Below are 25,469 nucleotides of genomic sequence, written 5' to 3'. Positions count from 1 at the left end.
CGACTAAACGCGGTTTACCACTCCCCGATCACGGGTTCAGGAGCTGTTTGCGGGGGCGCACCGCAAACCAGCAGCTCCGTGGGTGATTGTCGAGCAATGCGGATTGCGCACCTAGTTATGCCGAGCAAGCGCATCGAAAATGCTTCGCCGAGGGTCTATTGGTTAACACAGGCCAAGACGTGAGAGCATGATGGGCAACAACCATTTTCATGACCGAGCGCCTGATTCCCCGCAGCTCACCAGCTATGACGAGGGACATCTGATGGTCTATCTCCGCCTCCTCGATGCGGAGGCGGACGGGACCGACTGGCAGGAGACCGCCGCGACAATCTTCGGCATCGACGTGGGCGCCGAGCCCGATCGCGCGAAGGCGATGCACGAAAGCCACCTTGCGCGCGCGCGGTGGATGACGGAGATCGGATACGCGCATCTGCTTGGCTGCGAAAGTCGGCTAAACCGTTAAGATTTAACTCCAATTCGGAAGCATTCTCGCTGCCCTCGTTGCACGGTTGTTCGCGGTCTTTGCGCTATCCTGGCGAGGACAACCGGAAGATGTTGGACTCCTAGAATCCGCGCCAAGCGCGGTTGGGAGGATGCAATGCCGACGCCGCCAGGGCGTCGCCAGCGGCGCGCCGGCGGACTGCCCGACGCCCTCGGGCGCGCCGAAATTGCCGCCGAGTTTCTCCGGCGAAACCGCACTTACCGCGCCGAACATGCGCAGATGCAGCAGCGCATCGCGAGCGGCGCCGTCGCGCAGAACGCAGCCGAGACGGCGTTCGCGCGGCGCTGGGGGTTATCCTTTCGCCACGGCGCCGGATGATCTCTCAGACCCGGTAATCTGGCGCCCGAAACTGACCGCCGTCACCGTCATCCTCGACGCCGCGCCGGACGAATTCGAGACGGCCGCCCCGGTCGATCCGCACGCGCTCGGCGCGCTGCTCGCCGACGAAGCGGGCATCGACGGACGCCACGTCATCGTCGCCGACGCGGCCGGCGAGCATCGGCTTTGGCTGCGCGATCCGCAGCCTGGCCGGCCGCTCGCCGCCGTTATCCCGCTCGACAAGGATTTCATCACGCGCATTGCGAGCCTGCTGCGCTTCCACCGCCGCCTGTTCGGCCGGGCGGCGGGGCCGCTGCCACGCGGCTGGCCGCTTACGACCTACCGCCTGGCACGCCTCGACCTGATGCTCCGCGCGCTCGACCTGCGCAATGGCGGCGCGACCTATCGACAGATAGCTGCCGAGCTGGGGCGCGAAGATGCGACCAAGCTGTCCGCGAGCGACTGGAAGATGTCGGCATCACGCTCATTCGCGGTGCGGCTGGTCCGCGACGGCATAGCGATGATGAACGGCGACTATCGCAAACTGCTCCGCATTCGCTGACTCGGCTCCTCCCGGTCCCGCCCTTTGGGGGTGGTCGCATCCGCGTAGCTGCACATCTTCATACCCCACCCGGCCGTTTCCATTCTGACAATTACGCCTCCTGCCGCCACCGCCCGCAGGAGCCGTCACTTGTCCGATACGCCCACTAACTTGCCACCCCGCTTTCTGCGCACGCCGGAAGCCGCGCGCTTTCTCGGCCTTTCCGGCCGCACGCTGGAGAAGCACCGCTACTTCGGCACCGGCCCCGCCTACCGCCGGATCGGCGGTCGCGTCGTCTATTCGGTCGATGACCTGCGGGCCTGGGCCGACATCGGCATTAAGCATTCGACCTCCGATCCGGGGCAGGACGACCTCATGCCGCGCGCGGATTCGGTGATCGCCCGGAGTCGGCGATGACCATCTCGCCGTCACCCATGCGTCACCGTCAGCCGTCCGACGACGGCATGACTCGCGTTGAACTGACCTGGATCGAAAAGCGGATCGAGCACTGGATCAGGTTCGGCCGCATCGCCGTGGACGAGATCGTTGATCGTCACCGTCGCATCGTGCGCTTTCGGCCCGGCGCGATCTTCGCGTTCGTCCGCTGGGCGGCGAACGACTATGGCACGGTAGTCTCGCGCCTCGACATCGTGCGCGCAGTCGGCGCGGACGAGCCGTTCACGACGCTGCCGTTCGTGCGGCCGGGTGGCGACATCCTGCTCAAGATCGAGGGCTGGCCCAAAGTCAGTCAGGTTCTCGCGGCGATCGACGCGACCGAACCGGCCGGCGTCGATCCGTGTGACGCCGCTCCCGACCATTGGCGACACGTCCATAACCGCATCGCTGCCGGACAAGCCCCGCGTCCCTACACGAAGGAGCGTCATCGCGCCTGGCTTAAGCGCCGGGAGATCGAGGGATGACGCGCCAATTCTATCTCCGCGCGACAGCCTTCGCCGCGTCAGCGTTCGTCCTATCGTTCGCTGCCATCGCGCTCACCGATCCGCTGCCGCGCGTCGTCTGGAACGCCAGCGCGAGCGCACCGCTCGGCCTCTATCGTATACAGCCCGACAGCGATCCGCCCGTTGGCGCGCTTGTCGCTGTCGCGCCGCCCGCGCCGCTGGCGCGGTGGATGGCCGAGCGCGGCTATCTCGGCCGCGACGTGCCGCTGTTGAAGCATGTCGCAGCCAAGGCGGGAAAGCGCGTTTGCAGGACTGGCGTAACGGTCAGCGTTGATGGGCGGGTGGTTGCCGCCGCTCTGATCCGTGACCGGATCGGCCGTCCGCTGCCCGCGTGGCAGGGTTGCCGCACGCTCGCGACCGGCGAACTGCTGCTTCTCAATCTCGACCATCCCGACAGCCTGGACGGGCGCTATTTCGGGCCGTTGCCGGCCTCGACCGTGCTCGGCCGCGCGATCCCGATCCTCACCCGCGACACACCCGAAGCGCCGCTGACGTGGCGTGCCGCCCGGTCCTGACGCCGCATCCACCCCACCAAACGAAAGGACATTCCCATGCAGATCGGCAGCTTTTTCCGCACCGCCAACGGCTATGAAGGCATCATCGAGACAGTGACGCTCGACGTCCGCATCTCGATCGTTGCCGCCGACCCGACCGACGCCGAAAAGGCGCCGGACTGGCGCGTCCATCGCGGCGACAGCGAAGGCCCGGAGATCGGCGCGGGCTGGAACGAGACCGGCGAGCGCGCCGGGGATTATGTCTCGCTGCGCATCGACGACCCCGCTTTCGCGCAGCCGATCCGCGCCGCGTTGTTCCAGAACACGGGCGACAAATCGGCCTGGTCGCTGCGCTGGAACCGCCAGCCGAAGTCGCGCGAGCAGGACTGAGCCGGTGCGATCCATGTTCATCCCTTTGTTTGCGGGAAAGTCGTGTCATCCCTTCGTCCCGCTCGGCCCAAGGCCGGCCGGCGCGCGCAGCGGAGGTCAAGGGCGGCCGAAGGCCGGCGCTTTGCGCGAACCCTTTACCGCAGCGAGCACGCTGGCAGGCTGGCGGCGAAGCGGAGTCGGATCGGCCATATTGATTGCCGCCGTCCTGCTGTCCGGTGGCGCTGCGCCGGGAACGGTTCGGGCGCAAGAAGCGCCCCTTGCCGCCCCGGCCGCAGCCCATCCCTACGCCGGTCATGTCGCCGATGCCGCGCGGCGGTTCGGGATTCCCGAAGCGTGGATATGGGCGGTCATGCGCGTCGAAAGCCGGGGCAATTCGCGCGCCGTCTCGCGGGCTGGCGCGATGGGACTGATGCAAATCATGCCCGCGACCTGGGCGGGGCTGCGCGCCCGTTACGGTCTCGGCCCCGACCCGTTCGACGTGCGCGACAACATCATGGCGGGCGCGGCCTACCTGCGCGAGATGCACGACCGCTACGGCGACGCGAGCGCGATGCTGGCGGCCTATAATGCGGGACCGGGGCGCTACGACGACTATGTGTCGCGCGGCCGTCCGCTGCCCGCCGAGACGGTTGGCTACCTCGCCCAGCTTACAACCGTAGTCGGGGCGCCTGGTGCGGTCGAAACGGCGGTGAGTGCGCCGCCGGACCGCTTCGCTTGGCGTCGTGCAGCACTGTTCGTCCGCATCACAGGCAGCGGGTCCGCGCCGTCTGCCGCGCAATCGGACGACACATCCGATGCGCCGGGATCGGTCGCGGCGCGCGCCGCGGAAGCGCAAGAGCGCGCTGCTCCTTCGTCACCGGAGACGCAGGCGGATACCTTGTTCGTCCCCCGCGCCCGCGCGGGCCGACCGCAATGATCGGCGCTCGCTCACGATCGGCCGCCGGATTCGAGAAGGGAACCGGGAGGGCAGGAAGCAGAGGGGAAGTGCGAGGGCAAGATATAAGCCGCACCCCGTTTCGCCGAAAAGCCAAGGCTTTTCCGTGGCTTCACGCGGGGGCGTCGGTCGGCGCGCGTGCCGCGCGGAAGGGAAAAGCGAGCAAAATCAACGTCTCGAATGGCACCACGGGCCATTCACGGCCGAAAGCGGTCCGGCCGTGAGCGAAGACAACGAGTTTCGCATCCGGCCCGGCAAGGCCAAGCGCGGCAAGGCGCAAGGCCGGAACGCCCGTGGCCTGGTGGCCGAGGTGCTGCGCGTCGCGGCGATCCACAGCGGCGGCCGGCGCACCGGGGGCGGCCCGCGCCGAGGTGGCCAATCCAGTTTTGGCCGGGGACGCACCGCGTTTGCCCGCAGCCGGCTATTCGGTTCGGGTCGCCGAGTGATGGTGAAGGCGCTACCCGTGAGCCATCGCAGTCGCGGCGGCCGGCGCATGGCGCCGCTGTCCGCGCACGTCGCCTATTTGAAGCGCGAAGGCGTCACCCGCGACGGTTCGCCGACGCGCATGTTCGACGCGGCCGGAGACAATGCCGACGATCGCGGTTTCACCGAGCGGTGCAAGGATGACCGGCATCATTTTCGCATCATCGTCTCGCCAGAGGACGCGGCCGAGCTGACCGACTTGCGCGAATACACCCGCGATCTCGTGCGACAGATGGAAACGGACCTGGGGACGCGGCTCGATTGGGTCGCAGTCGATCATTGGAACACCGACAACCCGCACGTTCATATGCTCGTGCGCGGTGTCACCGACACCGGCACCGATCTTGTCATGGCGCGGGACTATATCAGCCACAACCTGCGTTCCCATGCCGAGGAGCTGGCGCAGGCCGAACTTGGGCCGAAGCCTGAGCATGAAGTGCAGCGCGCGCTCGACCGCGAAGTGGCTGCCGAGCGCTGGACGCGGCTCGATACCGAGATCGGCCGCGCGGCCGACGAGCTGGGCGTCATCGACCTGCGAACCGAGCGGCCCGGCCCGGACGATCCGCGCCTCCGCCGGTTGATGGTCGGCCGCTTGCAGCATCTGGAGACGATGGGGCTGGCCGCTGAAGGCGAGCCTGGACAGTGGGCGGTCGCCGAGGGCGCGCAAGCCAAGCTGCGTGAGCTGGCCGCGCGCCGCGACATTATCCGCACCATCGGACAGGCTTTGAAAGATCACGGGCAGGACCGGCCGCTGGACAGTTACGCGGTTGTGAGCGGCGCGCCGGACAAGCCGATCGTCGGCCGGCTGATCGACAAGGGGTTGCACGACGAGCTGTATGGCGCAGCCTATGCCGTGATCGACGGCACGGACGGCCGCACCCATCATGTGCGGCTGCCCGGCATTGAATCGCTGGAGCAAAGCCCGACGCTCGGCGGGATCGTCGAGCTGCGCGCTATAGGCAAGCCGGGCGAGCCGAAGCACACCCTGATCCTCGCCACGCGATCGGACCTCGACATCGCCGCGCAGGTGAAGGCGCCCGGCGCGACCTGGCTTGACCATCGGCTGATCGAGCGTGGCACGGGTGTCGCGGACGGCGGCTTCGGCGCGGAGGTGCGCCGGGCGATGGACGCGCGCACCGATCAACTTGTCCGCGAGGGGCTTGCGCGACGCTATGGCGAACGCACGGTGTTCGAGCGCGGCTTGCTCGACACGCTGCGCAAACGTGAGCTGGACTCAGTTGGCGCGAAGATCGCGGGCGAAACGGGCCTTGCGTATCGCCCGACCACCTCCGGCGAGAAGATTGCCGGCATAGTCCGCCAGCGCCTCGCACTCGCCTCCGGTCGCTTCGCCATGATCGACGACGGGCTTGGCTTCCGTCTCGTGCCCTGGGCCAGCGCGCTCGAACAGAAGCTCGGCCGCCAAGTGTCCGGCGTCGTCCGCGCTGGTGGCGGGATCGACCTAGTCTTGGGCCGCAAGCGCGGCCTCGGCCTCTGAAGGAGACAGCTATGTCCGCGACGAAAATCCTGTGGGGCCAGATCATCACAGTCTTTCTGATCGTGCTCGCAGGTGTGTGGGGCGCGACGCAATGGACCGCCGCGGCCTTGGCCTATCAACCCGAGCTGGGGCCACCTTGGTTCATCGTCGGCGGCTGGCGTGTCTATCCGCCGCCAGCCTTCTTTTGGTGGTGGTTCTCGTTTGACGCATACGCGCCAGCCATCTTCAAGACCGGCGCTTTCATCGCCGCGTCGGGCGGGTTCGTGTCAATCGCCGTCGCCATTGGAATGTCTGTGTGGCGTGCGCGCGAATTGAAGAACGCCGAGACCTATGGCTCGGCACGCTGGGCGACGACGCGGGAGGTTCGGGCGGCCGGGCTGCTTGGCGCGAACGGTGTCGTGCTCGGCAAGCTCGCTGCTGACTATTTGCGTCACGACGGTCCCGAGCATGTGTTGTGCTTCGCACCCACCCGGAGCGGCAAGGGCGTCGGCCTGGTTGTGCCGTCGCTATTGACCTGGCCGGCCTCGGCGATCGTCCACGATATAAAGGGCGAGAACTGGACGCTGACCGCCGGCTTTCGATCCCGCCACGGCCGGGTGCTGCTGTTCGATCCGACCAACGCCGCGTCGGCCGCCTACAATCCGCTGCTGGAGGTGCGGCGCGGCCAATGGGAGGTGCGCGACGTGCAGAACGTCGCGGACGTGCTGGTCGATCCCGAAGGCAGCCTGGAGCGCCGGAACCATTGGGAAAAAACGTCGCACTCGCTGCTGGTCGGTGCGATCCTTCACGTCCTCTATGCCGAGCCGGACAAGACGTTGGCCGGCGTCGCGTCCTTCCTCTCCGATCCAGCTCGCACGATCGAGCAGACGCTGGCAGCGATGATGGCGACGCCGCACCTTGGCGAGTCCGGCGTGCATCCCGTCGTTGCCAGCGCGGCGCGGGAGCTGCTGAACAAGTCGGACAACGAGCGTTCGGGCGTGCTCAGCACGGCCATGTCGTTCCTCGGTCTCTACCGCGATCCTGTCGTGGCGCAGGTCACGCGGGCCTGCCAGTGGCGCATATCGGATCTGGTGGAGGGCGAACGGCCGGCGACGCTCTATCTGGTCGTGCCGCCCAGCGACATATCGCGCACCAAGCCGCTCATCCGCCTCATCCTCAACCAGATCGGGCGCCGTTTGACCGAGGAGCTGATCCCGAAGGGCAACCGCCACCGCGTGTTGCTGATGCTCGACGAGTTTCCCGCATTAGGCCGGCTCGACTTCTTCGAGTCCGCTTTGGCGTTCATGGCCGGCTACGGGCTCAAGGCATTCCTGATCGCGCAGAGCCTCAATCAGATCGAGAAGGCTTACGGGCCGAACAACGCGATCCTGGACAACTGCCATGTCCGCGTGAGCTTCGCCACCAACGACGAGCGCACGGCGAAGCGCGTGTCGGACGCGCTCGGCACCGCCACCGAGATGCGGGCGATGAAGAACTATGCCGGGCATCGCCTGTCGCCGTGGCTCGGGCACCTGATGGTGTCGCGGTCCGAGACCGCTCGCCAGCTTCTAACGCCCGGCGAGGTGATGCAGCTTCCGCCCGACGACGAGATCGTCATGGTCGCGGGCGTTCACCCGATCCGCGCGAAGAAGGCCCGCTATTTTCAGGACCATCGGCTTGCAGAGCGAATTACGGATGCCCCCAAGCCGGCCGCAAGCACAACGCAGCCGGACGACTGGACCGGGCGCTCGGCCGCCGCCGATCCGGCCGACGTGGCGCGGATCGTCCGGGCGCAGGAGGATGCCGCCAACGGCGGGCTGCGCCGTGAGCCCGAATTGCCCGAGCACGTCGCCATCGCGCCGGAGACATCGCCGCCCCCGGCGCAGGAGTTTGCGATTGTCGATGACGAACAGGATGACGCGGCTCGGCAAGCTGCCGTCCGGCGCCGGATGCAGGGTCTCGCGCGTCAAGCGTCGCTCGACCCCGGCGACGGCATCGAGCTGTAGGAGGGATTATGCGGACCCGCCTCAATGTCTATTTCCCGCCAGCGCTCGCCAAGCAGGTGGACGAGCTGGCGATCCGTCGCCGCATCTCTCGCTCGGCGATCGTGGAGGCGGCGGTCGCCTCCTACCTCTCGCCGGACGGCGCCGACCGCATGGAGGCGGCGTTCGCTCGACGGCTCGATCGCTTGTCGCGTCAGGTCCAGCGGCTTGAGCGCGACACCGGACTCACGACCGAGGCGCTGACATTATTTGTGCGGTTCTGGCTGACGGTCACACCGCCGTTGCCGGACGAGGATCAAGCGGCCGCGCAGGTAAAGGGGCGCAAGCGCTACGAGGGTTTCGTCGAGACGCTCGGCCGGCGCTTCGCCAGCGGCAAGAGCTTGAGGGATGAGATACCGGAAGATGTCTGGCCGCGCTCCGCCTCATCCGAGTCGGACTGAATAGACGCACCAACCACCGTGTAGTCGAAAGGCGATTCCGCCGCCGGCAACGTATCTGCCGCCCCCTCTACTACGCCCGCAAGTAGCTGTTGCGGCAGATGTATTTATGCGTCTCTTGCTGTGCCCCGACAGCCGGGCGGCGGTTCGCCCGGCCCTTCGCAGGAGCCAGTTCCTTGACCGTTCACCCGACCCGATCCGAGGCCAAGACGCGCGGCGCGCGGATGCTGCGCACCGCGCTCGGGCCATCGATCGCGGCATGGCTGGACGACCCGGCCGTGATCGAAGTGATGCTGAACCCGGACGGGCGGTTGTGGCTTGATCGGCTCGGTGAAGGAGTCAGCGATACCGGCGAGACGCTGACCGCCGCCGATGGCGAACGCATCGTGCGCCTGGTCGCGCATCATGTCGGCGTCGAGGTTCACGCTCGCAGCCCCCGCGTGTCGGCCGAGCTACCGGAGGGTGGCGAACGATTCGAAGGCTTGCTGCCGCCCGTCGTTGCGGCTCCCGCCTTCGCTATCCGCAAGCCTGCCGTTGCGGTGTTCACGCTCGACGACTATGCGACGGCCGGGATCATGTCGCCGGCCGAGGCTGCGGCGCTGCGCGATGGCGTAGCGGCCCGCGCGAACATTCTCGTCGCAGGCGGCACCGGCAGCGGCAAGACCACGCTCGTCAACGCGCTTCTTGCCGAAGTCGCCAAGACCACCGACCGCATCGTTCTGATCGAGGACACGCGCGAGCTGCAATGCGCCGCGCCCAACCTCGTCGCCATGCGGACCAAGGACGGGGTTGTGTCGCTGTCCGAGCTGGTCCGCTCGTCACTGCGGCTCAGGCCGGATCGCATCCCGATCGGCGAAGTGCGCGGCGCCGAAGCGCTCGACCTCATCAAAGCCTGGGGCACCGGCCATCCGGGCGGCATCGGCACCATTCACGCCGGCACCGCACTTGGCGCGCTCCGCCGCATGGAGCAGCTCGTTCAAGAGGCGGTCGTGACGGTCCCCCGCGCGCTGATCGCCGAGACCATCGACCTGATCGCAGTGCTGGTCCGTGACGCGCACGGCCGGCATCTCGCCGAGCTGGCCCGCGTCGAAGGACTCGACGCCGCGACCGGCGACTACCGCCTTACCCCGCTTCCCAAACCCCAGCCCGGAGACCTGCCATGATCCATGCCATTCGGCATGGCGCGCGTCGCGCCATGCTCGCCACCACCGCCAGCGTCGTCGCGCTGACCTTTGCCGTTCCAGCCCACGCGGGCGGATCGTCGATGCCGTGGGAAGCGCCGCTGCAAAGCATCCTCGAAAGCATCGAGGGGCCGGTGGCGAAAATCGTCGCGGTCATCATCATCATCGTGACCGGCCTGACGCTGGCTTTCGGCGATACGTCCGGCGGCTTCCGCCGGCTGATCCAGATCGTGTTCGGCCTCAGCATCGCCTTTGCCGCATCGAGCTTCTTCCTGTCGTTCTTCTCGTTCGGCGGCGGGGCGCTGGTCTGATGCAGGACGCAGCAGGTTTCTATGCCCCCGTCCACCGGGCGCTGACCGAGCCGATTTTGCTCGGCGGCGCGCCGCGGTCGCTCGCCATCGTCAACGGGACGCTGGCGGGCGCGATCGGGCTCGGCCTGCGTCTTTGGATCGCCGGCCTCGTCATTTGGGCGATCGGCCACGCGCTTTCCGTATGGGTTGCACGGCGCGATCCGCAGTTCGTGGACGTGGCCCGGCGCCATCTTCGCTTCCCGACATGGATGCAGCCATGATGAGCTTGCGCGAATATCGCAGCAAGGCCGCGCGCCTTGCGGACTTCCTGCCCTGGGCCGCGCTGGTCGGCGAAGGCGTGGTGCTCAATAAGGACGGGTCGTTCCAGCGCACCGCACGCTTTCGCGGCCCTGATCTCGACAGTGCGACGCCGGCCGAGCTGGTCGCCACCACGGCGCGCTTGAACAGTTCGCTCCGGCGCCTGGGCTCAGGTTGGGCGATCTTCGTGGAGGCGCAGCGCAGTCCCGCGCTCGATTATCCCGAGTCCGAGTTTCCCGATCCCGTTTCTGCGCTGGTCGATATGGAGCGCCGCGAACAGTTCCGTGAGGAAGGCGCGCATTTCGAGAGCGCCTATTTCCTGACGCTGCTTTGGATGCCGCCGGCCGAGGAAGCCGCGCGGGCTGAAGGCTGGCTTTACGAGGGCCGGTCAACCACCGGCGTCGATCCGTGGGAGCTGCTCAAGGGCTTCACCGATCGCAGCGACCGCGTGCTCAATTTGGTCGAGGGTTTTGTGCCCGAAGTCCGCTGGCTCGATGACGGCGAGATGCTGACCTATCTCCATTCGACGATTTCGACGCGGCGGCAGCGGGTGCGGGTGCCGGAAACCCCGATGCACCTCGACGCGCTGCTCGCCGATCAGCCGTTGACCGGCGGGCTGGAGCCGTGCCTGGGCGACCATCATCTCCGCACGCTCACCATTACGGGCTTTCCCAGCTCGACGTTTCCGGGGCTGCTCGACGAGCTGAACCGGCTGGCGTTCGGCTATCGCTGGTCCACGCGCGCGATCATGCTCGACAAAACCGACGCGACCAAGCTGCTTACCCGCATCCGTCGCCAGTGGTTCGCAAAGCGTAAGTCCGTCGCCGCCATCTTGAAGGAGGTGATGACCAACGAGTCGAGCACGCTGCTAGACAGCGACGCCTCGAACAAGGCGGCCGACGCCGACACCGCCTTGCAGGAGCTGGGCGCCGATTATGCCGGCATGGCCTACGTCACCGCAACGGTGACGGTATGGGACCGCGATCCAGCCGTCGCGGCCGAGAAGCTGCGGCTCGTCGAGAAGGTCATTCAGGGCCGCGACTTCACCGTCATCCCCGAGGGGATGAACGCGATCGAGGCGTGGCTGGGCAGCCTTCCCGGCCACACCTACGCCAATGTTCGCCAGCCCCCAATTTCCACCATCAATCTCGCCCACCTGATCCCCCTGTCAGCAGTATGGGCGGGGCCGGAACGGGACGAGCATTTCGGTGCAGCCCCCTTGCTCTACGCAAGAACCGAAGGCTCGACCCCGTTCCGGTTTTCCCTTCACGTCGGCGATGTCGGCCACACGCTGATCGTCGGCCCGACCGGCGCCGGCAAATCCGTCCTGCTCGCGCTGATGGCGATGCAGTTCCGCCGTTACGAGAACAGCCAGGTCTTTGCCTTCGACTTCGGGGGCAGCATCCGCGCCGCCGCGATCGGCATGGGCGGCGACTGGCAGGATCTCGGCGGAATGCTTGCCGACGAAACCGGAGACGGGGTGCAGCTCCAACCGCTCGCCCGCATCGACGATCCGGCCGAGCGAGCGTGGGCGGCGGAATGGCTGGCGGCGATCCTCGCGTCCGAAGGCGTCGCGGTCGATCCGCAGGCCAAGGAGCATATCTGGTCGGCGCTCAACTCGCTGGCGTCGGCGCCGGTCAGCGAACGCACGCTGACCGGCCTTGCCGTGCTGTTGCAGAACCAGCAGCTCAAACAGGCGTTCGCCTCGTATTGCATCGGCGGGCCGTGGGGCCGGCTTCTCGACGCCGAGGACGAGCGCTTGGGCGAAGCCGCCGTGCAGGCGTTCGAGACCGAAGGACTGGTCGGCGCCGGCTCCGCCGCCGCCGTTTTGTCCTACCTGTTCCACCGGATCGGCGGGCGGCTGGACGGCTCGCCTACACTCATCATCATCGACGAGGGCTGGCTGGTTCTCGACAGCCCGGACTTCGCAGCGCAGCTCCGCGAGTGGCTGAAGACCCTTCGCAAGAAGAACGCCAGCGTCGTCTTTGCCACGCAGAGCCTTGCGGACATCGAAACGTCGAGCATCGCTCCGGCCATCATCGAAAGCTGCCCGACGCGCATCTTCCTGCCGAACGAGCGCGCCGCCGAGCCGCAGATCGCCGCCATCTACGAGCGGTTCGGGCTTAACGCCCGCCAGATCGAAATCCTCAGCCGGGCGACACCCAAGCGCGACTATTATTGCCAGTCCCGGCGCGGCAACCGGCTGTTCGAGCTGGGGCTGGGCGAGGTCGCGCTGGCCTTCTCAGCCGCGTCGGCCAAGGCCGATCAGCTCCGCATCGCCGACATCATCGAAACCCACGGCCAAGCTGCTTTCGCGGCCGAATGGCTGCGCCATCGCGGCTGCGCGTGGGCGATCGAGCTTCTTCCCCCCAGCCAGCAGGAGTTACCGCTATGACCCGACTTCCCCTGCGCCGCGCCATTCTGGCCGGCGTCCTCGCCGCAGCGACCATCGCGCCGATTATGGCGCCCATGCCAGCCTACGCGCAGCTCGGCGGGATCGTCTATGACCCGACCAACTACGCGCAGAACGTGCTGACCGCGGCGCGCACGCTGGAGCAGATCAACAATCAGATTCGCCAGATTCAGAATCAGGCGACTTCCCTGCTCAACGAGGCCCGCAATCTGGCGAGCCTCCCGCAATCCTCGCTCGCCGAGTTGCAGGGTCAAGTGCGCCAGACCCAGCAGTTGCTCGGTCAGGCGCAGCGCATCGCCTATGACGTGGGCCAGATCGACCAGGCTTTCACCAGCCGATACACCGCCGGCGCCATGTCGGTCCCGCAACGGCAGCTCGTCGCAAATGCGCGCGAGCGGTGGGAGACCAGCGTAGGCGCGTTTCAGGACGCGCTCCGCGTTCAAGCCGGAGTGGTCGGGAATATCGACGGCTCGCGCGCGACGATGGACCGCCTCGTGTCGGCGAGCCAATCATCTCAAGGCGCGCTCCAAGCGGCACAGGCTGGCAACCAGCTTCTCGCGCTGCAATCGCAGCAGCTCGCCGACATCGCGGCGCTGCTGGCCGCCCAAGGCCGGGCGCAGTCGCTGGAGGCGGCGCGAAACGCAGCGGCCGAAGCCGAGGGGCGCGAGCGCTTCCGCCGCTTCCTCGGCAACTGAGCCGATGTCGGCTGCCGCCAAGATTGCCGGGGTCGCCGCTCTGGCCGGTCTCATGATGACGGTGGCGGTGATCGCCGCCGTCACCGAGCCGCGCGTGCCGGAGGCGGCCAACGCCGCGACGGCACGTGCCGAGCGCGATCCCTTGACGGCAGAACTCGCACGTTGCCGCGCGCTCACCATGCCGGATTCCGGCTGCGAGGCGGCATGGGCAGCGCATCAACGTCGGTTCTTCGGCAGGGAAGGCAATCAGCCGTGAACGACACCGGCGTCATCGACAACTTCCTACAGGTCTTCACGACCTACATCGACAGCGGGTTCGGGCTGCTCGGCGGCGAGATCGCGTTCCTCTCAACCACGCTGATCGCCATCGACCTGACGATTGCCGGCCTGTTCTGGGCGTGGGGCGCCGATGAGGACGTGCTTCAACGCCTCATCAAAAAGACGCTCTACATCGGCGTCTTTGCCTTCATCATCGGCAATTTCTCGACGCTTGCGGCGATCGTGTTCCAGTCCTTCGCAGGGCTGGGCTTGCAGGCGACGGGGGATGCAATGAGCATCGCCGACTTCATGCGGCCCGGCTTCATCGCCGCGACCGGCTTGGACGCGGGTGAGCCGCTGATCGTTGCCGCAGGCGAGCTGGTCGGTCCAATCTCGTTCTTCACCAACTTCGTGCAGATCGTCGTGTTGCTGCTCGCTTGGGCACTTGTCGTCATCGCCTTCTTCATCCTGGCGATCCAGATTTTCGTGACGCTGATCGAGTTCAAACTGGTGACGCTCGCCGGCTTCGTGCTGTTGCCGTTCGCCTTCTTCAACAAAACCGCCTTCATGGCCGAGAAGGTGTTGGGCCATGTCGTCTCCACCGGCATCAAAGTTCTCGTGCTCGCCGTCATCACCGGCATCGGCACGACGTTGTTCAGTCAATTCACCGCCGCCGCTGGCCCTGAGCCCACGCTGGAGCAAGCGATGTCGATCGCACTCGGCGCGCTGTCGCTGCTTGGCCTGGCGATCTTCGGCCCCGGCGTAGCGAACGGCATCGTTTCAGGCGGGCCGGCGCTGGGCGCGGGCGCAGCCGCCGGAACCGCGCTCGCCGCAGGCGGTGCGCTGGTTGGCGGTGCGGCCGCCGCACGCCTCGGTGCCGGTGCGGTCGCAAGCGCGATCGGCGGCGCGGCACGAGGGAGCGCCTTTACTTCCGGCGCCGCCAGCAGCGCCTATGCGCTCGGCTCGGCAGGCAAGACCGGCGCAGCCGCCGTCGCGGGCGGCGCGGCCGGTGTCGGCCAAACGGCGGCGGGTGCGGCGATGTCCCCGCTACGGAAGGCCGCCGCGTCCCTGAAAGACAGCTATCGCTCCGGCGGTCGCGCCGCAGTCACGGCGACAGGAGGCGCGATTTCAGGAGGTGCTTCGCCACCGGCACCAGCCTCCGACGACAGGCCTGCTTGGGCGTCGGCCATGAAGCGCCGCCAGACCATGACCCACGGCGCGACGATCGCCGCCCACACCCTGCGTTCCGGCGACGGCGGGGGAAGCGGCTCGTCCGTCGATCTCCATCAGAAGGACTAGCTGCCATGTTCCGACGACCGACCATCCGCTACGGCCAGACCCCCGAACCGGCCACGCCCTATCAGCGCGCCGCCCAAGCCTGGGACGACAGGATTGGTTCGGCGCGCGTGCAGGCGAAAAACTGGCGCCTCGCATTTTTCGGCACGCTCGCCCTTTCGGGCGGCCTGGCTGGCGGCCTCGTCTGGCAATCGGCCCGTGGCCATATCGTCCCTTGGGTGGTGCAGGTCGATCGGCTCGGCGAGACGCAGGCGGTCGCGCCGGCCGAGGCCGGCTACCGCCCGACCGATCCGCAGATCGCGTTCCATCTCGCCCGCTTCATCGAGCAAGTCAGGAGCGTGCCGGCCGATCCGGTCATCGTTCGTCAGAACTGGCTTCGCGCCTATGACTTCACCACCGATCGGGGCGCGGTCGCGCTCAACGATTATGCTCGCGCCAACGACCCGTTTGCCAACGTAGGGCGGGTGCAGGTGGCGGTGGACGTATCTAGCGTCATCCGCGCCTCGCCGGACAGCTTCCGCGTCGCCTGGACGGAGCGCCGCTATCAGGACGGCAGCCTCGCCGCCACCGAACGCTGGTCGGCGATCCTCACCATCGTCGTGCAGCCGCCTCGCACGCCGGATGCACTCCGCAAGAATCCGCTCGGTGTGTTCGTCAATGCCCTCAACTGGTCAAAGGAGCTGTCGCAATGATCGGCATTCCCTTCCGGCGCGCCGCCACCGCCGCGCTGCTCGTTTCCGCCTCCGCACTCGCCGGCTGCGCCACTACGTCCGCCCGGCCGCCCGCCATCACTTACGACGATCCGCCGCGCGAGGTGGCCGCGACCCCGGCCGCGGAACCGCCGCGCCCGGTGGAGATCGTTACGATTCCCGAACCGTTGCCGCTTCCCGGTCAGCTCAAGCCATTGTCGGATGCGCCTGGCGTATCGGAGCCGGCCGATCCCCGTAGGCGCGTCGGCGATGCAAACGCCGCCGCGCGGGTGCAGCCGGCCCGTGACGGCTTCCTCAATGCCATCCAGCAATATCCCTGGACGGATGGCGCGCTCTATCAGGTCTATACCGCCCCCGGCCAAGTGACGGACATCGCCTTGCAGGAAGGCGAGCAGCTAGTTGGACCGGGGCCAGTCGCGGCCGGTGACACCGTTCGTTGGATCATCGGCGACACGATCAGCGGCGCGGGTCCGACTGCGCGCGTCCACATCCTCGTCAAGCCGACGCGGGCAGACCTCGCCACCAACCTCGTCATCAACACCGATCGCCGCACCTATCATCTGGAGCTGCGTGCGACGCCCGCGACCTACATGGCCTCTGTGTCGTGGACCTACCCGCAAGATCAGCTCATCGCGCTGCGCGGCGGCAACATCGCCGCTGCGGCGGTCGCGCCGGCCGCGACCGGCGTGGACGTGACTTCGCTCAATTTCCGTTATCGCATCGAGGGCGACCGCGCCCCGTGGCGTCCCGTTCGTGCGTTCGACGACTCCGGGCAGGTGTTCATCGAGTTTCCGGCGGGGATCTCGCAGGGCGAGATGCCGCCGCTGTTCGTTACCGGCGCGGCCGGGGACGCCGAGCTAGTCAATTATCGCGTGCAGGGCCGCTACATGGTGGTGGACCGGCTGTTCGCCGCCGCCGAGCTGCGCCTGGGCGATCGGCGCAATGAACAGCGCGTCCGCATCGTGCGCGACGATGGACGGGAGCGGCGGCCGTGAACGATCGCACCGACATTCCCTCCACCGAGCCGGCCGCGCCGCAGCCGCTTCCCGCCGATCCAAAGCCATTCCAGCTTCGAGGCGATCCGCCCCGCGTCATGCGTCTGTCCCGAAAGGCGCTGACAGTCATAGGCGTGGCCGCCGGCCTCGGTATCGGCGGCTCGCTGATCTACGCGCTCAAACCGGCTGGTGAACGGCAGGCGGAAGAACTCTACAACACCGAGAGCCGCGCCACGGCCGAGACCATCACCTCGGGACCGAGGGACTATGCTCAAGCGCCGCGCCTTGGGCCGCCACTTCCCGGCGACCTCGGCAGCCCGATCGTGTCCGCCCAGCAGCGCGGCGAGAACGTGCCCGTGCCGCCGATCGGCACGCAGCCGGCGCAACCTGATCCGCGCGTGCAGGCCGAGGAGGCTGCGCGTCAGCGCGCCCAGCAGGAACGCGACGCTGCCCGCATGAGTGGCGTATTCCTCGGCGGCAACGCGGGCAACGCTGGAACGGCGCCGGCCCCATCGCTGATCTTGCCCGACCAAGCCGCTCAGCCATCGCAGCAGGCGAGCGCAGCGCAGGGCGATCAAGCTGGACGGCGCGCTTTCATGGCGCAAGCCTCGAACCAGCGAACGGTGAGCGCGGAGCGGCTGACCGCACCCCCGTCGCCCAACATCGTGCAGGCCGGAAGCATCATCCCGGCGGCGCTCATCACCGGGATCAGGTCCGATCTGCCCGGCCAGATAACGGCGCAGGTGACGCAGAACGTCTATGATAGCCCGACAGGCCGCATCTTGCTCATCCCGCAAGGTGCCCGGCTGATCGGCGAATACGACAGCGAGATCACCGCCGGGCAGACCCGTGTTCTCCTCGCCTGGGACCGGCTCATCATGCCGGACGGGCGCTCGATCGTTCTCGAGCGCCAGCCCGGCGCGGACGGCGCTGGGTTCGCGGGCCTACAGGACCGCGTGAATCAGCATTGGGGCAATCTGCTCAGGGCCGCGGCCGTCTCGACGCTGCTCGGCGTCGGCGCCGAGCTGGGAGCCGACAGCGAGGATGATTTGACCCGCGCGCTTCGGCGCGGCTCGCAGGACACGATCAATCAGACCGGCCAGCAGATCGTTCGGCGGCAGCTCAACGTGCAGCCGACCCTTACCATCCGGCCGGGCCATCCGCTGCGCGTGGTCATCACCCGCGACCTAGTGCTCGAACCTTTGGGAGCGACACGATGACAAAATTGAAGCTGGGGCCATTGGTGGACGATCGGCCTGTCAAACTAGCTGTGGAGCTGCCCGCCGGGGTCCACCGCGATCTTGTCGCCTACGCCGCCGCGCTCGCGGCGGAGACCGGCCAGCAACCTATGCCGCCGGAAAAGCTGATCGCGCCTATGCTTGCACGCTTCATGGACACCGACCGCGGCTTTCGTCGCAACCGCGCGCAAGGCAGTTAAGGGATTCCCGGCCTTCAGTTACCGGTGAAACGCTTGAAGCGATCCCGGCTATCGGCCTCGATAACTGCCTGCTCGGCATTGGCGCATTCATCACCGCGCACCGAGCCGTCACGACACCCTGCTACGATCTGCCGAGCCTCGTCGAGATTGGCCGCAAAATACTGAGTGCCGCGCGCTGCGGTCGGCTGAGGCGCGGCGGCAGCCGGACTGACGGCGACCGCTGTTTGACGAAGGGGGGCGAGGACCGGCCGCAAGAAAAAACCGCCTGTGAAGCCGATGACTAAAGTAACAAGAACGATGATTATGGTCCTGCCTTGTGACATCGAAACTAACTCCACCAACTGGATGTCTAGTTTACCGAAATCTTCTCGAGAAATCAAAAGACAGAGCATAGCGGGTCTTGATGAATCCAAGAAAGCGCCGCAACGCTGGATTGCGATTGTCGTCTCGCCAGCAACCCGAATATCCTGTCAGTGCCGGCCCTTGTTCGCCATGAATCGGCCGATAGACGACACTAGGATAGATCGCTCCGGTCGATCCCTCGCAGACAATGGTGACGCCCGAGTTGGCGCCGAGGATGCTCAGCACGGTCTCACGGCTCGCCCGCGACATCCGAATGTCAGGCTTACCGCCTGAGATCGGAAGTCTGCCAAGCAGCATGTCGCGGATTTCCGGGCCGGGATCGGCCGCAGGTAGAAGGAAGTGCTCGCCCCGAAGATCCGTCCAGTGAATGATGTCACGTTGAGCCAACGGATGTGAGGCGGGCAACGCGGCTAGCATCCGCTCGCTCCATAGCGGCTCGCAGCGAAACCCGTTGTGGCTGGGCGTCCCCACCAGGATCGCTATGTCGATTTCGCCCGTGTCGAGCCCAGCGAGCAGAACGCTGCGATCCGCCTCGACGCATTCCAGTTCGACGTCAGGATGCGCTTCGCGCCAGCTAATGAGGGTCGCTCGGAGATTGCCGGCGGAGACCGAACTATTATACCCGAGCAGTAAACCGCCAGCGCGGCCCTGGCCGGCTGCAAGCATCATGGTGACTAGCTTATCTGCCGTTGCCACCATTGGTCGCGCGCCACGAATAAACGCGGCTCCGGCGAGCGTCGTTTTGACCCCAGCCCGCGACCGCTCGAAGATAGACATTCCTATCGAGCGCTCCAATTTCGAAATGGAGCGACTGAGGGTCGATTGTTCAATATCAAGTGCCCGCGCGGCTCTGTAAAAACTACCATGATCCGCAGCGGCGATAGCATAACGAAGCTGGCGGATTTCAAAGGGCAAGCGGAACTCCTTACTCCGTTCAGTGATATCAGATACCTGCCAGAAACAACCCTATCTGAGCGCCGCTGCGGAGCGATTGGGAATGACGCAACTTCCTCCTATCGTCGTGGCGAGCAAGGCCAAGCTTCAGCCAATGCTTGTTCGGCGCCAGCGACCATGTGAACGTCCATGAAGTAGGTATTGTCTTCTGCCCAGCGCAGATAGGCTGAACGCAATCTATTCCGATCGTAACGCGGCGCCCCACACTCGCTACCCCGCGCCACTATCATCATGTCCAGCACGCCTTGAAGGTACGCGCCGCACGCTGGGTTGTTGGCGCGGCAACTTGCAACAAGTTCAGAGCCGTTCGTGTGAGTCGGTTGTTCCTGCGCATAACTAGAAGCAGCGAGCACGACGGATGATAGACACGCTCCGATGCTATAACCGATAGTCCTAAACATACTTGATCCTCGGATGTTGTTGTCAAGGAATGGGCCTTACCCTCATTCAGGCCCATTCAGGCGAGTGAGAGTTCAGTCGCCATCCTCATCGCTGTCGTTTTCATTCCCGAGGATTTGGCCTGTCGGCGTTACGAACAGCTCCACGTTCTTGCCAGTTTGGTCCTTGCCTTCGATCTCGTAGAGCGTGCTGCCGTCCGCCTTTCTGGTCACCAGCTCGGCTTCGCGGACGGACGCGAGTCGTGTGCGTGCGGCGTTCATCGCGGCCGCCGGCACCTGGTCGAGTGCGACTTCTTCCTCGCTATGCTCGCCGATAATGCGGTTTTCGTTCGCCTCATGGTTCTGCTGCGCCGCGAGCGCCACGCCTGCCACCGCCAACACAGCAGCGCTGGCTCCGATGACGAGAGTTCGTTTGCTAGCCATGTTCCGTTCCACTTCCTTCGGGGCCGGGGGATGAACGGGCGGCGGTCGCGGCCCGACTGGCCGTCGTCCGATCTTAATTTTGTCGATTGTTCATTGTGTCGAGTGCCGAGCGGAGACCGCGTGCGAGCTTTGCCGCGTCGTCATTGGCCCAGAAGTGCAGGAAGAACAGGCGCGGCTCGTCGTTCAACATATGATTGTGAAGCGCGGTGACTTCGATCCCGTTCGCTCGAAGCGCTCGAAGGACGGGGTCTACTTCGCTCGCGATGAGGACGAAATCGCCCGTGATCGCCGCCTTGCCGCCGCCGGTAGGCTGAAAATTGATTGCGGTCGCGGTTCCCATTGATTGAGGCGTCACCATGCCGCCATCCATGAGCCGCTCCGCACGGGGAATACTGTATTGCAGAACGCCGCCATTGACCCTGCCTTCGGCTCCCATCAGCTCGTCCAAAGCATCGGAGTTGAGATCGAGGCGGGAGGGTGCTCCCGCGCCAGGAGACGGTGGAGACATTGGGGTGCGGCTTGCGGCAATGGCTTGGCGCAGCGCCGCCGCCAGCCTTACCGGATCGCCATGCGCAGCTATGTGCATGTACATGGTGCCGGGCGCAGACCGCAGCAGGTGGTTGTGGAGCGCGGTGATGGTGAATCCGCCTTGCAAAAGGCGGGTCATCACGGGGTTCACTTCCTCGTGCGTGAGCACAAGATCGCCCATTACCATCACGTCGTCGCCCATCGGCTGAAACGCGGCCCAGGAGCCGAGCGCCAGCGAAGGCTCTATCGAGACGCCATCCAAGACAACGCGCAGGTCGGAGCGAGGAAATCCGTAGCGACGAACTCCGTCGGCCTGCTCGACGCCGACGCGCCCCAGCGCGGCGTCAACCTTCGTCCATTCCGGTGCCGCCCAAGCAGGCGCGGCTAGCAGCAGCGTGGCCAACCCCGATAACAACACCGTTCGCATAGTTTTGCTTCAACTCCTGATGCATAATGACATGCTGGTCGATGCTTCTTCGGGCACGCCAAGGCTGCGAGACTCATGCATCGGCGCGGACCGCAAGGCACCTTGTAGATTCACAAGGTCCGCTGGCGGCATTTTGCACTACAACGCGCAAACATACCCTTGTGCGAAAGCGGCCGGCGGCAAACGACACTGGCGCGCACTGTCGATGCTGCTCGCACAAGGCTATGGTTCTCCAACAACGCAGAGGAGATGCCTCCGCACTATGCGCCTGCTACTGATCGAGGATGACGAGGATACGGGGAGCGCTGTCGTTGAAGCGCTGCGTGCTCGTGGTCACGCCGTGGATTGGGAGGAGGATGGGAAAAGCGGACTTGATCGCGCCGCGAGCGGCGCCCACGCGTTGCTGATCGTTGACCGAATGCTGCCAGAGATGGATGGGCTATCGGTCGTCACCGAGCTGCGCCGTCGGCAAGTCGTAGCACCCGTGCTGATGCTTACGGCGCTAGGCTCAGTGGGCCAACGAGTCGAAGGTCTTGAAGGTGGCGCCGACGACTATCTTGTCAAACCGTTCGCAATCGCCGAACTCGTCGCGCGCGTTGAAGCGCTGCAGCGCCGCGCAGCCGGCCCGCCCAGCATCCTCTCGCTGGGCGACTTGACGCTCGACCGCCTCGCTCGGACGGTGCGGAGAGGCGACACGCCGATCGAACTAATACCGCGCGAGTTCCAGCTTCTCGAACTACTGATGCTGAACTCGCCGGCCGTGCTCACGCGGTTGATGCTGCTGGAGACCGTGTGGAAGTTCCGTTTCGATCCTGGCAGGAACCTCGTCGAAAGCCATATCAGTCGGCTGCGGGCCAAGATCGATCGCGGTGACGATCCCCCCCTGATCCATACCGTGCGTGGGGAAGGCTATGCCGCTTGGAGTGATTAGCCGGCTGTTGCGCTCGACGGTGTCGCGTCTTGTTGCCCTCAACGCGCTTCTGCTCGTCATCAGCATGGTCGCCGGCGCGCTCGGCGGCTGGATCGCAACGCGTGGGGTCGTTGAACGCGAGGCTCGAAACCGCATCGAGCTGGAGTCGCATGTCATCGCCGTCGAGGCGGACCGGGGAGGGCTTGATCGCGCACTGGCCATGATCCGGACGAAGGCCGAACGGCCGGGTTCGCCTGAGTATTATCTCATTGGTCCAGATGGACGCACGTTGATCGGCGACCTTCAGGTGGTGCCGCGAGAGACCGGTTGGCATTTCGCCGATCAGCCTTCGCCGCGACCTGGCATCGAGGGCGTTCATTTACTGGCGCTGACGCAACGCCTTCCCGATGGCTCCCTTCTAATCGTCGGGGAGGACATGGAGCGAAGCGAAGCGATCCGCGACGCTGTTTTCGGGGCCACTCTGATCGCCGGCGGAATCGCGTTGGTCTTTGGCATCGTCGCAGGCCTCTTTGCCACACGGCAAACGCTCCGCCAGATGAAGCGGATCAACGTCACTGTCCGCGCGGTCGAGGGCGGAGATCTCTCTGCGCGGACTGGAGCTCCAGTTCACGCGCGCACCGATCTTGATCAACTCGCGTTGGCGATCGATCGAATGCTCGACCAAATCGACACGCTCGTCGCCACGATCCGCCGCGTGTCGGCGGAGGTCGCGCATGACCTGCGCACGCCGCTGACACGCGTGAGGCACGCGGTCGAAACGGCGCTCGCGCAGCCCGATGGCGAGAAACGGACCGCGGCGCTGGGACGGGCGATGGCGGGGCTCGACGAGGCGCTCCGTCTGTTCAGCGCGGTGCTGGAGCTGGCGGAGATCGATGCCGGTAATGCTCGCGCGCGATTTGAGCCGATCGATCTGGCGGAGATCGTGGACCGGGTGGTGGATGCCTACCGTGCGGAGATTGAGGCTTCCGGCCGCCACATCTCGGTCCGCTCGGTTCGCACGGCGGTCGCCGGTGACGCCGACTTGCTGGCGCGCGCGCTCGCCAACCTGATCGAGAACGCGCTCAAATACTCCCGTGAGCACGCTCGGATCGATGTTTCGGTCACCGAGCACGCGGGCACGGTGACGATGGCGGTCGTGGACGACGGTCCTGGCGTAACCGATGGCGAGGTCGAGGAGATGTTGCGCCCGTTCGGGCGCTTGGACCGAGCGCGGCGTAAATCCGGCAACGGTCTCGGCCTCGCGATCGCCGACGCCGTGGCTCGGCTGCACCGCGGAACACTGACCTTTGCACGGCTCCAGCCGGGCCTGGCCGTCGAAATCAGACTACCGCGGGAATTGGCGGAGACGGCCGCCTTGAACGCGCATCGCTGACTAAGCGCGACCGAAAACGCTCCGCTAGTCCAGAGACCGACTAGCGTGTCCCGGAACGCGCGAACGCTTATGCCGGCGAAGCGGCGGTTCCTCGGCCGGCGACACGGCGCTCCCGCGCGGCAACCGCGCGCCGATACGCGGCCTCGGCTACCGTCCGCACGGCGCTGGGCGGAAACGGCGCTACCGAGCTGACGTTGATCTCGCACAAGACATAGCTGTCCGAGCCGCGATCATCCTTTGGCCCGTAGAGGAAGTCAGCATCCCAGAGCAGCGGGAGCTCGTCACGCTCGACGGCGAGGATGTGCTGCAAACCAGGTATCCACGACTGTTCCATATTGTCTCTGAGCGACTGAAAAGCGCCCGCATCGGCGGGGTGCATGACCCGTGGACCTGGCTGCGCCTCCGGCGAGTCGATCCCTTCGGAGGGTGGCGGCAACAGCGCGCGGATCAGTTGATGCCCGAAACCGACGACCTTGTCCGCGCTGACATAGCAGCGAATCATGCCGTCTCCGAGCCGCGGCTGGAAGGGTTGGTCGATAAGGCATTCGCCCCGCTCGAAATAGGGTGCGAACCGATCGATCAGGGCATCGAGGGGCATCTCAAGCGGAACGCTGCCCCGCGCGGCGTGAAGGACCGAAACGTTGGGTTGGGCGCCGCGCCCCCGGTCAACAACTTCGACCCGCCACACGCCCCGGCCGCCATTGCTCCGGTTTTCCTTGAGCACACGCGCCCCGGAAGCGAGGCGTTCGGGGAGCAGCGCGCGCAGTTCCTCTAGATCGGCGTAGCGGTGGGTGTCCGTGCCCCAGCCTAGCGCGCGCGTGGAATGAAGCACGTTTTTCACGCCCATCTTCGCGATGACATCGGGATGCGCACTGATCGAGACGCCCGCCCCCGCCGCCTCGTGCAAAATCGGATCGAGCCTTGAGCGGTCACCGGCGTCGCTGATCGGGTCGGCCCAGACCATCACGCCGTCGCAAGTCAGCAGACGGTCGCGCGCTGTACCAGCCGTCTCGTCGGCATATCCAATCGCCTCGACCTCGCCGCCCAGCTCACGCAGGGCTGCCATGATCGGCCACTGGCGCGCGCTGTGCGCGTCCGCGGGGCTGGTAGGGACGTCGGTTCGCCACAGCAGGCCGATCTTGGGGCAAGTGGCCAAGGCTGACTTCGCTCGCTTCCCGTTCATCGCCGCTTTCCAACTCAGGCGCTGGCCGCGGCGATCGCATGCGCATAGCGGCGGTCGACTGCTTCCCAGTCGAGGTTCTTGAACCAGGCATCGATATATCTGGCTGCCTGGGTGCCATAGTCCATGTGGAAGCTGTGCTCGTACATATCGAGGACGAGCACCGGCACGCCAGCCGCCGCGCCGTGCATATGGTCCCAAGCCCAGTGATTGTTGAGCGAGCGGGTGTGGAGGTTGTAACCCAGGATCGTCCAGCCCGACCCTCCCGCCAGGCTCATGCCGGTGCGCCGGAACTCGGCCTCCCAGTTCGCGAACGAGCCGAAGGCGGCGTCGATCGCGTCGCGGACCGAACCGGCCGCCTGACCGTCGCCGCCCAACCCGTCGAAGTAGATTTCATGCAGCACCACCGAGCCGGTACGGTGCAGTTCCTCGCGCTTGAGGCCGCCGTAGATGGCAGGCGGCGCTTCGGTATCGGCGAGCGCGGCGGCCAGCCGTGGCCGCAATGCGTTCAGCGTCCTGACCGAGCCGGCATAGTTGTTCTCGTGATGCGACGTGATCAATCGCTCGGACAGGCCCTCGAGCTTGGCCGGATCGAACTTGAGCGGCTTGATCTGATGGTTGCTGGCAAAGGCGGGTACAGTCGGCGGCGCGGCGGCCGGCGTCTGGGCGGAGGCTTCGTTGATCGTCATGGCGGCGGCTCCTATGCCTATGGTTGCGATTGCACTGCGTCGGGAGAGATTGTCGATCGCCACGTTCGGTCCTTT

31 protein-coding genes are annotated in these 25,469 nt (G+C 66.2%); 24 read left to right on the top strand and 7 right to left on the bottom strand.

Annotated elements, in window-relative coordinates; all coding sequences use genetic code 11:
* Window positions 1-190 precede the first annotated feature (190 nt).
* The 22 genes from RTL41_RS17720 to RTL41_RS17620 all read left to right on the top strand — a co-directional run bounded on the left by RTL41_RS17720 (window position 191) and on the right by RTL41_RS17620 (window position 18,129).
* Window positions 191-463, top strand: coding sequence for a DNA -binding domain-containing protein (locus RTL41_RS17720; RefSeq protein ID WP_293845131.1), 273 nt, complete (start codon window positions 191-193; stop codon window positions 461-463).
* A gap of 135 nt (window positions 464-598) precedes the next feature.
* The gene (locus tag RTL41_RS20910; RefSeq protein WP_409418349.1) at window positions 599-820 is read left to right on the top strand and encodes a transcriptional regulator domain-containing protein; all 222 of its coding nucleotides are present in this window, start codon (window positions 599-601) and stop codon (window positions 818-820) included.
* Window positions 714-1,382: a DUF2285 domain-containing protein gene (locus tag RTL41_RS17715; protein WP_409418348.1), complete on the top strand. Its 669-nt coding sequence runs from the start codon at window positions 714-716 to the stop codon at window positions 1,380-1,382. The genes RTL41_RS20910 and RTL41_RS17715 overlap by 107 nt, the downstream gene beginning before the upstream one ends.
* Window positions 1,383-1,511: 129 nt before the next feature.
* Window positions 1,512-1,778, top strand: a complete 267-nt coding sequence (locus RTL41_RS17710) for an AlpA family transcriptional regulator (RefSeq protein ID WP_061937696.1) — start codon at window positions 1,512-1,514, stop codon at window positions 1,776-1,778.
* The gene (locus tag RTL41_RS17705) at window positions 1,775-2,281 is read left to right on the top strand and encodes a DUF2840 domain-containing protein (protein ID WP_312166393.1); all 507 of its coding nucleotides are present in this window, start codon (window positions 1,775-1,777) and stop codon (window positions 2,279-2,281) included. The genes RTL41_RS17710 and RTL41_RS17705 overlap by 4 nt, the downstream gene beginning before the upstream one ends.
* On the top strand, window positions 2,278-2,835 hold the full coding sequence (locus RTL41_RS17700) for a S26 family signal peptidase (RefSeq protein ID WP_312166392.1): 558 nt from the start codon (window positions 2,278-2,280) through the stop codon (window positions 2,833-2,835). Before RTL41_RS17705 ends, RTL41_RS17700 begins: the two co-directional genes overlap by 4 nt.
* Window positions 2,836-2,871: 36 nt before the next feature.
* On the top strand, window positions 2,872-3,204 hold the full coding sequence (locus tag RTL41_RS17695; RefSeq protein WP_293845053.1) for a DUF736 domain-containing protein: 333 nt from the start codon (window positions 2,872-2,874) through the stop codon (window positions 3,202-3,204).
* Between the two features lie 190 nt (window positions 3,205-3,394).
* Window positions 3,395-4,120: a lytic transglycosylase domain-containing protein gene (locus RTL41_RS17690; RefSeq protein WP_312166391.1), complete on the top strand. Its 726-nt coding sequence runs from the start codon at window positions 3,395-3,397 to the stop codon at window positions 4,118-4,120.
* 238 nt (window positions 4,121-4,358) lie between these two features.
* Entirely contained in the window at window positions 4,359-6,116 is a 1,758-nt protein-coding gene (locus RTL41_RS17685; protein WP_312166390.1) for a DUF3363 domain-containing protein, read from the top strand.
* Window positions 6,117-6,127: 11 nt separating this feature from the next.
* Complete coding sequence (locus RTL41_RS17680; RefSeq protein WP_312166389.1) at window positions 6,128-8,101, top strand: conjugal transfer protein TraG; 1,974 nt, start codon at window positions 6,128-6,130, stop codon at window positions 8,099-8,101.
* A gap of 8 nt (window positions 8,102-8,109) precedes the next feature.
* The gene (locus RTL41_RS17675) at window positions 8,110-8,538 is read left to right on the top strand and encodes a CopG family transcriptional regulator (protein ID WP_312166388.1); all 429 of its coding nucleotides are present in this window, start codon (window positions 8,110-8,112) and stop codon (window positions 8,536-8,538) included.
* 221 nt (window positions 8,539-8,759) lie between these two features.
* On the top strand, window positions 8,760-9,698 hold the full coding sequence (gene trbB / locus RTL41_RS17670) for a P-type conjugative transfer ATPase TrbB (RefSeq protein WP_312166438.1): 939 nt from the start codon (window positions 8,760-8,762) through the stop codon (window positions 9,696-9,698).
* Window positions 9,695-10,027, top strand: a complete 333-nt coding sequence (locus tag RTL41_RS17665; protein ID WP_054725809.1) for a TrbC/VirB2 family protein — start codon at window positions 9,695-9,697, stop codon at window positions 10,025-10,027. Before trbB ends, RTL41_RS17665 begins: the two co-directional genes overlap by 4 nt.
* Window positions 10,027-10,287 carry a VirB3 family type IV secretion system protein gene (locus tag RTL41_RS17660; RefSeq protein WP_312166387.1) on the top strand — a complete coding sequence of 87 codons (261 nt, stop codon included), beginning with the start codon at window positions 10,027-10,029 and terminating at the stop codon, window positions 10,285-10,287. The genes RTL41_RS17665 and RTL41_RS17660 overlap by 1 nt, the downstream gene beginning before the upstream one ends.
* Window positions 10,284-12,719 carry a conjugal transfer protein TrbE gene (trbE, locus tag RTL41_RS17655; protein WP_312166386.1) on the top strand — a complete coding sequence of 812 codons (2,436 nt, stop codon included), beginning with the start codon at window positions 10,284-10,286 and terminating at the stop codon, window positions 12,717-12,719. Before RTL41_RS17660 ends, trbE begins: the two co-directional genes overlap by 4 nt.
* The gene (gene trbJ / locus RTL41_RS17650; RefSeq protein ID WP_312166385.1) at window positions 12,716-13,432 is read left to right on the top strand and encodes a P-type conjugative transfer protein TrbJ; all 717 of its coding nucleotides are present in this window, start codon (window positions 12,716-12,718) and stop codon (window positions 13,430-13,432) included. Before trbE ends, trbJ begins: the two co-directional genes overlap by 4 nt.
* A gap of 4 nt (window positions 13,433-13,436) precedes the next feature.
* Window positions 13,437-13,688, top strand: coding sequence for a putative entry exclusion protein TrbK-alt (gene trbK-alt / locus RTL41_RS17645; protein WP_312166384.1), 252 nt, complete (start codon window positions 13,437-13,439; stop codon window positions 13,686-13,688).
* Window positions 13,685-14,989, top strand: a complete 1,305-nt coding sequence (trbL, locus tag RTL41_RS17640; protein ID WP_312166383.1) for a P-type conjugative transfer protein TrbL — start codon at window positions 13,685-13,687, stop codon at window positions 14,987-14,989. The genes trbK-alt and trbL overlap by 4 nt, the downstream gene beginning before the upstream one ends.
* A gap of 5 nt (window positions 14,990-14,994) precedes the next feature.
* Entirely contained in the window at window positions 14,995-15,678 is a 684-nt protein-coding gene (trbF, locus tag RTL41_RS17635; RefSeq protein ID WP_312166382.1) for a conjugal transfer protein TrbF, read from the top strand.
* Window positions 15,675-16,691 carry a P-type conjugative transfer protein TrbG gene (trbG, locus tag RTL41_RS17630; protein WP_312166381.1) on the top strand — a complete coding sequence of 339 codons (1,017 nt, stop codon included), beginning with the start codon at window positions 15,675-15,677 and terminating at the stop codon, window positions 16,689-16,691. Before trbF ends, trbG begins: the two co-directional genes overlap by 4 nt.
* Window positions 16,688-17,911, top strand: coding sequence for a TrbI/VirB10 family protein (locus RTL41_RS17625; protein ID WP_312166380.1), 1,224 nt, complete (start codon window positions 16,688-16,690; stop codon window positions 17,909-17,911). The genes trbG and RTL41_RS17625 overlap by 4 nt, the downstream gene beginning before the upstream one ends.
* Window positions 17,908-18,129, top strand: coding sequence for a DUF2274 domain-containing protein (locus tag RTL41_RS17620; protein ID WP_303696929.1), 222 nt, complete (start codon window positions 17,908-17,910; stop codon window positions 18,127-18,129). The genes RTL41_RS17625 and RTL41_RS17620 overlap by 4 nt, the downstream gene beginning before the upstream one ends.
* Before the next feature lie 14 nt (window positions 18,130-18,143).
* Here the strand turns inward: RTL41_RS17620 and RTL41_RS17615 are convergent, their stop codons facing one another.
* The 5 genes from RTL41_RS17615 to RTL41_RS17600 form a co-directional block, all read right to left on the bottom strand.
* On the bottom strand, window positions 18,144-18,521 hold the full coding sequence (locus RTL41_RS17615; RefSeq protein WP_303696928.1) for a hypothetical protein: 378 nt from the start codon (window positions 18,519-18,521) through the stop codon (window positions 18,144-18,146).
* Complete coding sequence (locus RTL41_RS17610) at window positions 18,484-19,407, bottom strand: LysR family transcriptional regulator (RefSeq protein ID WP_303696926.1); 924 nt, start codon at window positions 19,405-19,407, stop codon at window positions 18,484-18,486. Before RTL41_RS17610 ends, RTL41_RS17615 begins: the two co-directional genes overlap by 38 nt.
* Window positions 19,408-19,505: 98 nt before the next feature.
* Window positions 19,506-19,847, bottom strand: a complete 342-nt coding sequence (locus tag RTL41_RS20905) for a Rap1a/Tai family immunity protein (RefSeq protein WP_409418347.1) — start codon at window positions 19,845-19,847, stop codon at window positions 19,506-19,508.
* A gap of 72 nt (window positions 19,848-19,919) precedes the next feature.
* Window positions 19,920-20,267 (bottom strand): hypothetical protein, encoded by a 348-nt coding sequence (locus RTL41_RS17605; protein WP_303696924.1) that lies wholly within the window; start codon window positions 20,265-20,267, stop codon window positions 19,920-19,922.
* A 73-nt stretch (window positions 20,268-20,340) separates the two neighbouring features.
* Window positions 20,341-21,222 (bottom strand): DUF1259 domain-containing protein, encoded by an 882-nt coding sequence (locus RTL41_RS17600; protein ID WP_312166379.1) that lies wholly within the window; start codon window positions 21,220-21,222, stop codon window positions 20,341-20,343.
* Window positions 21,223-21,484: 262 nt separating this feature from the next.
* Between RTL41_RS17600 and RTL41_RS17595 the strand changes: the two genes are divergently transcribed.
* Both RTL41_RS17595 and RTL41_RS17590 read left to right on the top strand, forming a co-directional pair.
* Window positions 21,485-22,153: a response regulator transcription factor gene (locus RTL41_RS17595; protein WP_066961358.1), complete on the top strand. Its 669-nt coding sequence runs from the start codon at window positions 21,485-21,487 to the stop codon at window positions 22,151-22,153.
* Entirely contained in the window at window positions 22,134-23,525 is a 1,392-nt protein-coding gene (locus RTL41_RS17590) for a sensor histidine kinase KdpD (RefSeq protein WP_303696922.1), read from the top strand. The genes RTL41_RS17595 and RTL41_RS17590 overlap by 20 nt, the downstream gene beginning before the upstream one ends.
* Window positions 23,526-23,592: 67 nt before the next feature.
* Here the strand turns inward: RTL41_RS17590 and RTL41_RS17585 are convergent, their stop codons facing one another.
* Window positions 23,593-24,708, bottom strand: coding sequence for a Cj0069 family protein (locus RTL41_RS17585; protein ID WP_303696921.1), 1,116 nt, complete (start codon window positions 24,706-24,708; stop codon window positions 23,593-23,595).
* Between the two features lie 14 nt (window positions 24,709-24,722).
* Window positions 24,723-25,394, bottom strand: coding sequence for a superoxide dismutase (locus RTL41_RS17580; protein ID WP_303696920.1), 672 nt, complete (start codon window positions 25,392-25,394; stop codon window positions 24,723-24,725).
* Window positions 25,395-25,469 lie beyond the last annotated feature (75 nt).

The sequence above is a fragment of the Phenylobacterium sp. genome (assembly GCF_031984885.1).
Classification (GTDB): Bacteria; Pseudomonadota; Alphaproteobacteria; order Caulobacterales; family Caulobacteraceae; genus Phenylobacterium.
The sequence above is the reverse complement of the archived record's forward strand: the minus strand, read 5'-3'. Positions and strand labels throughout refer to the sequence as shown.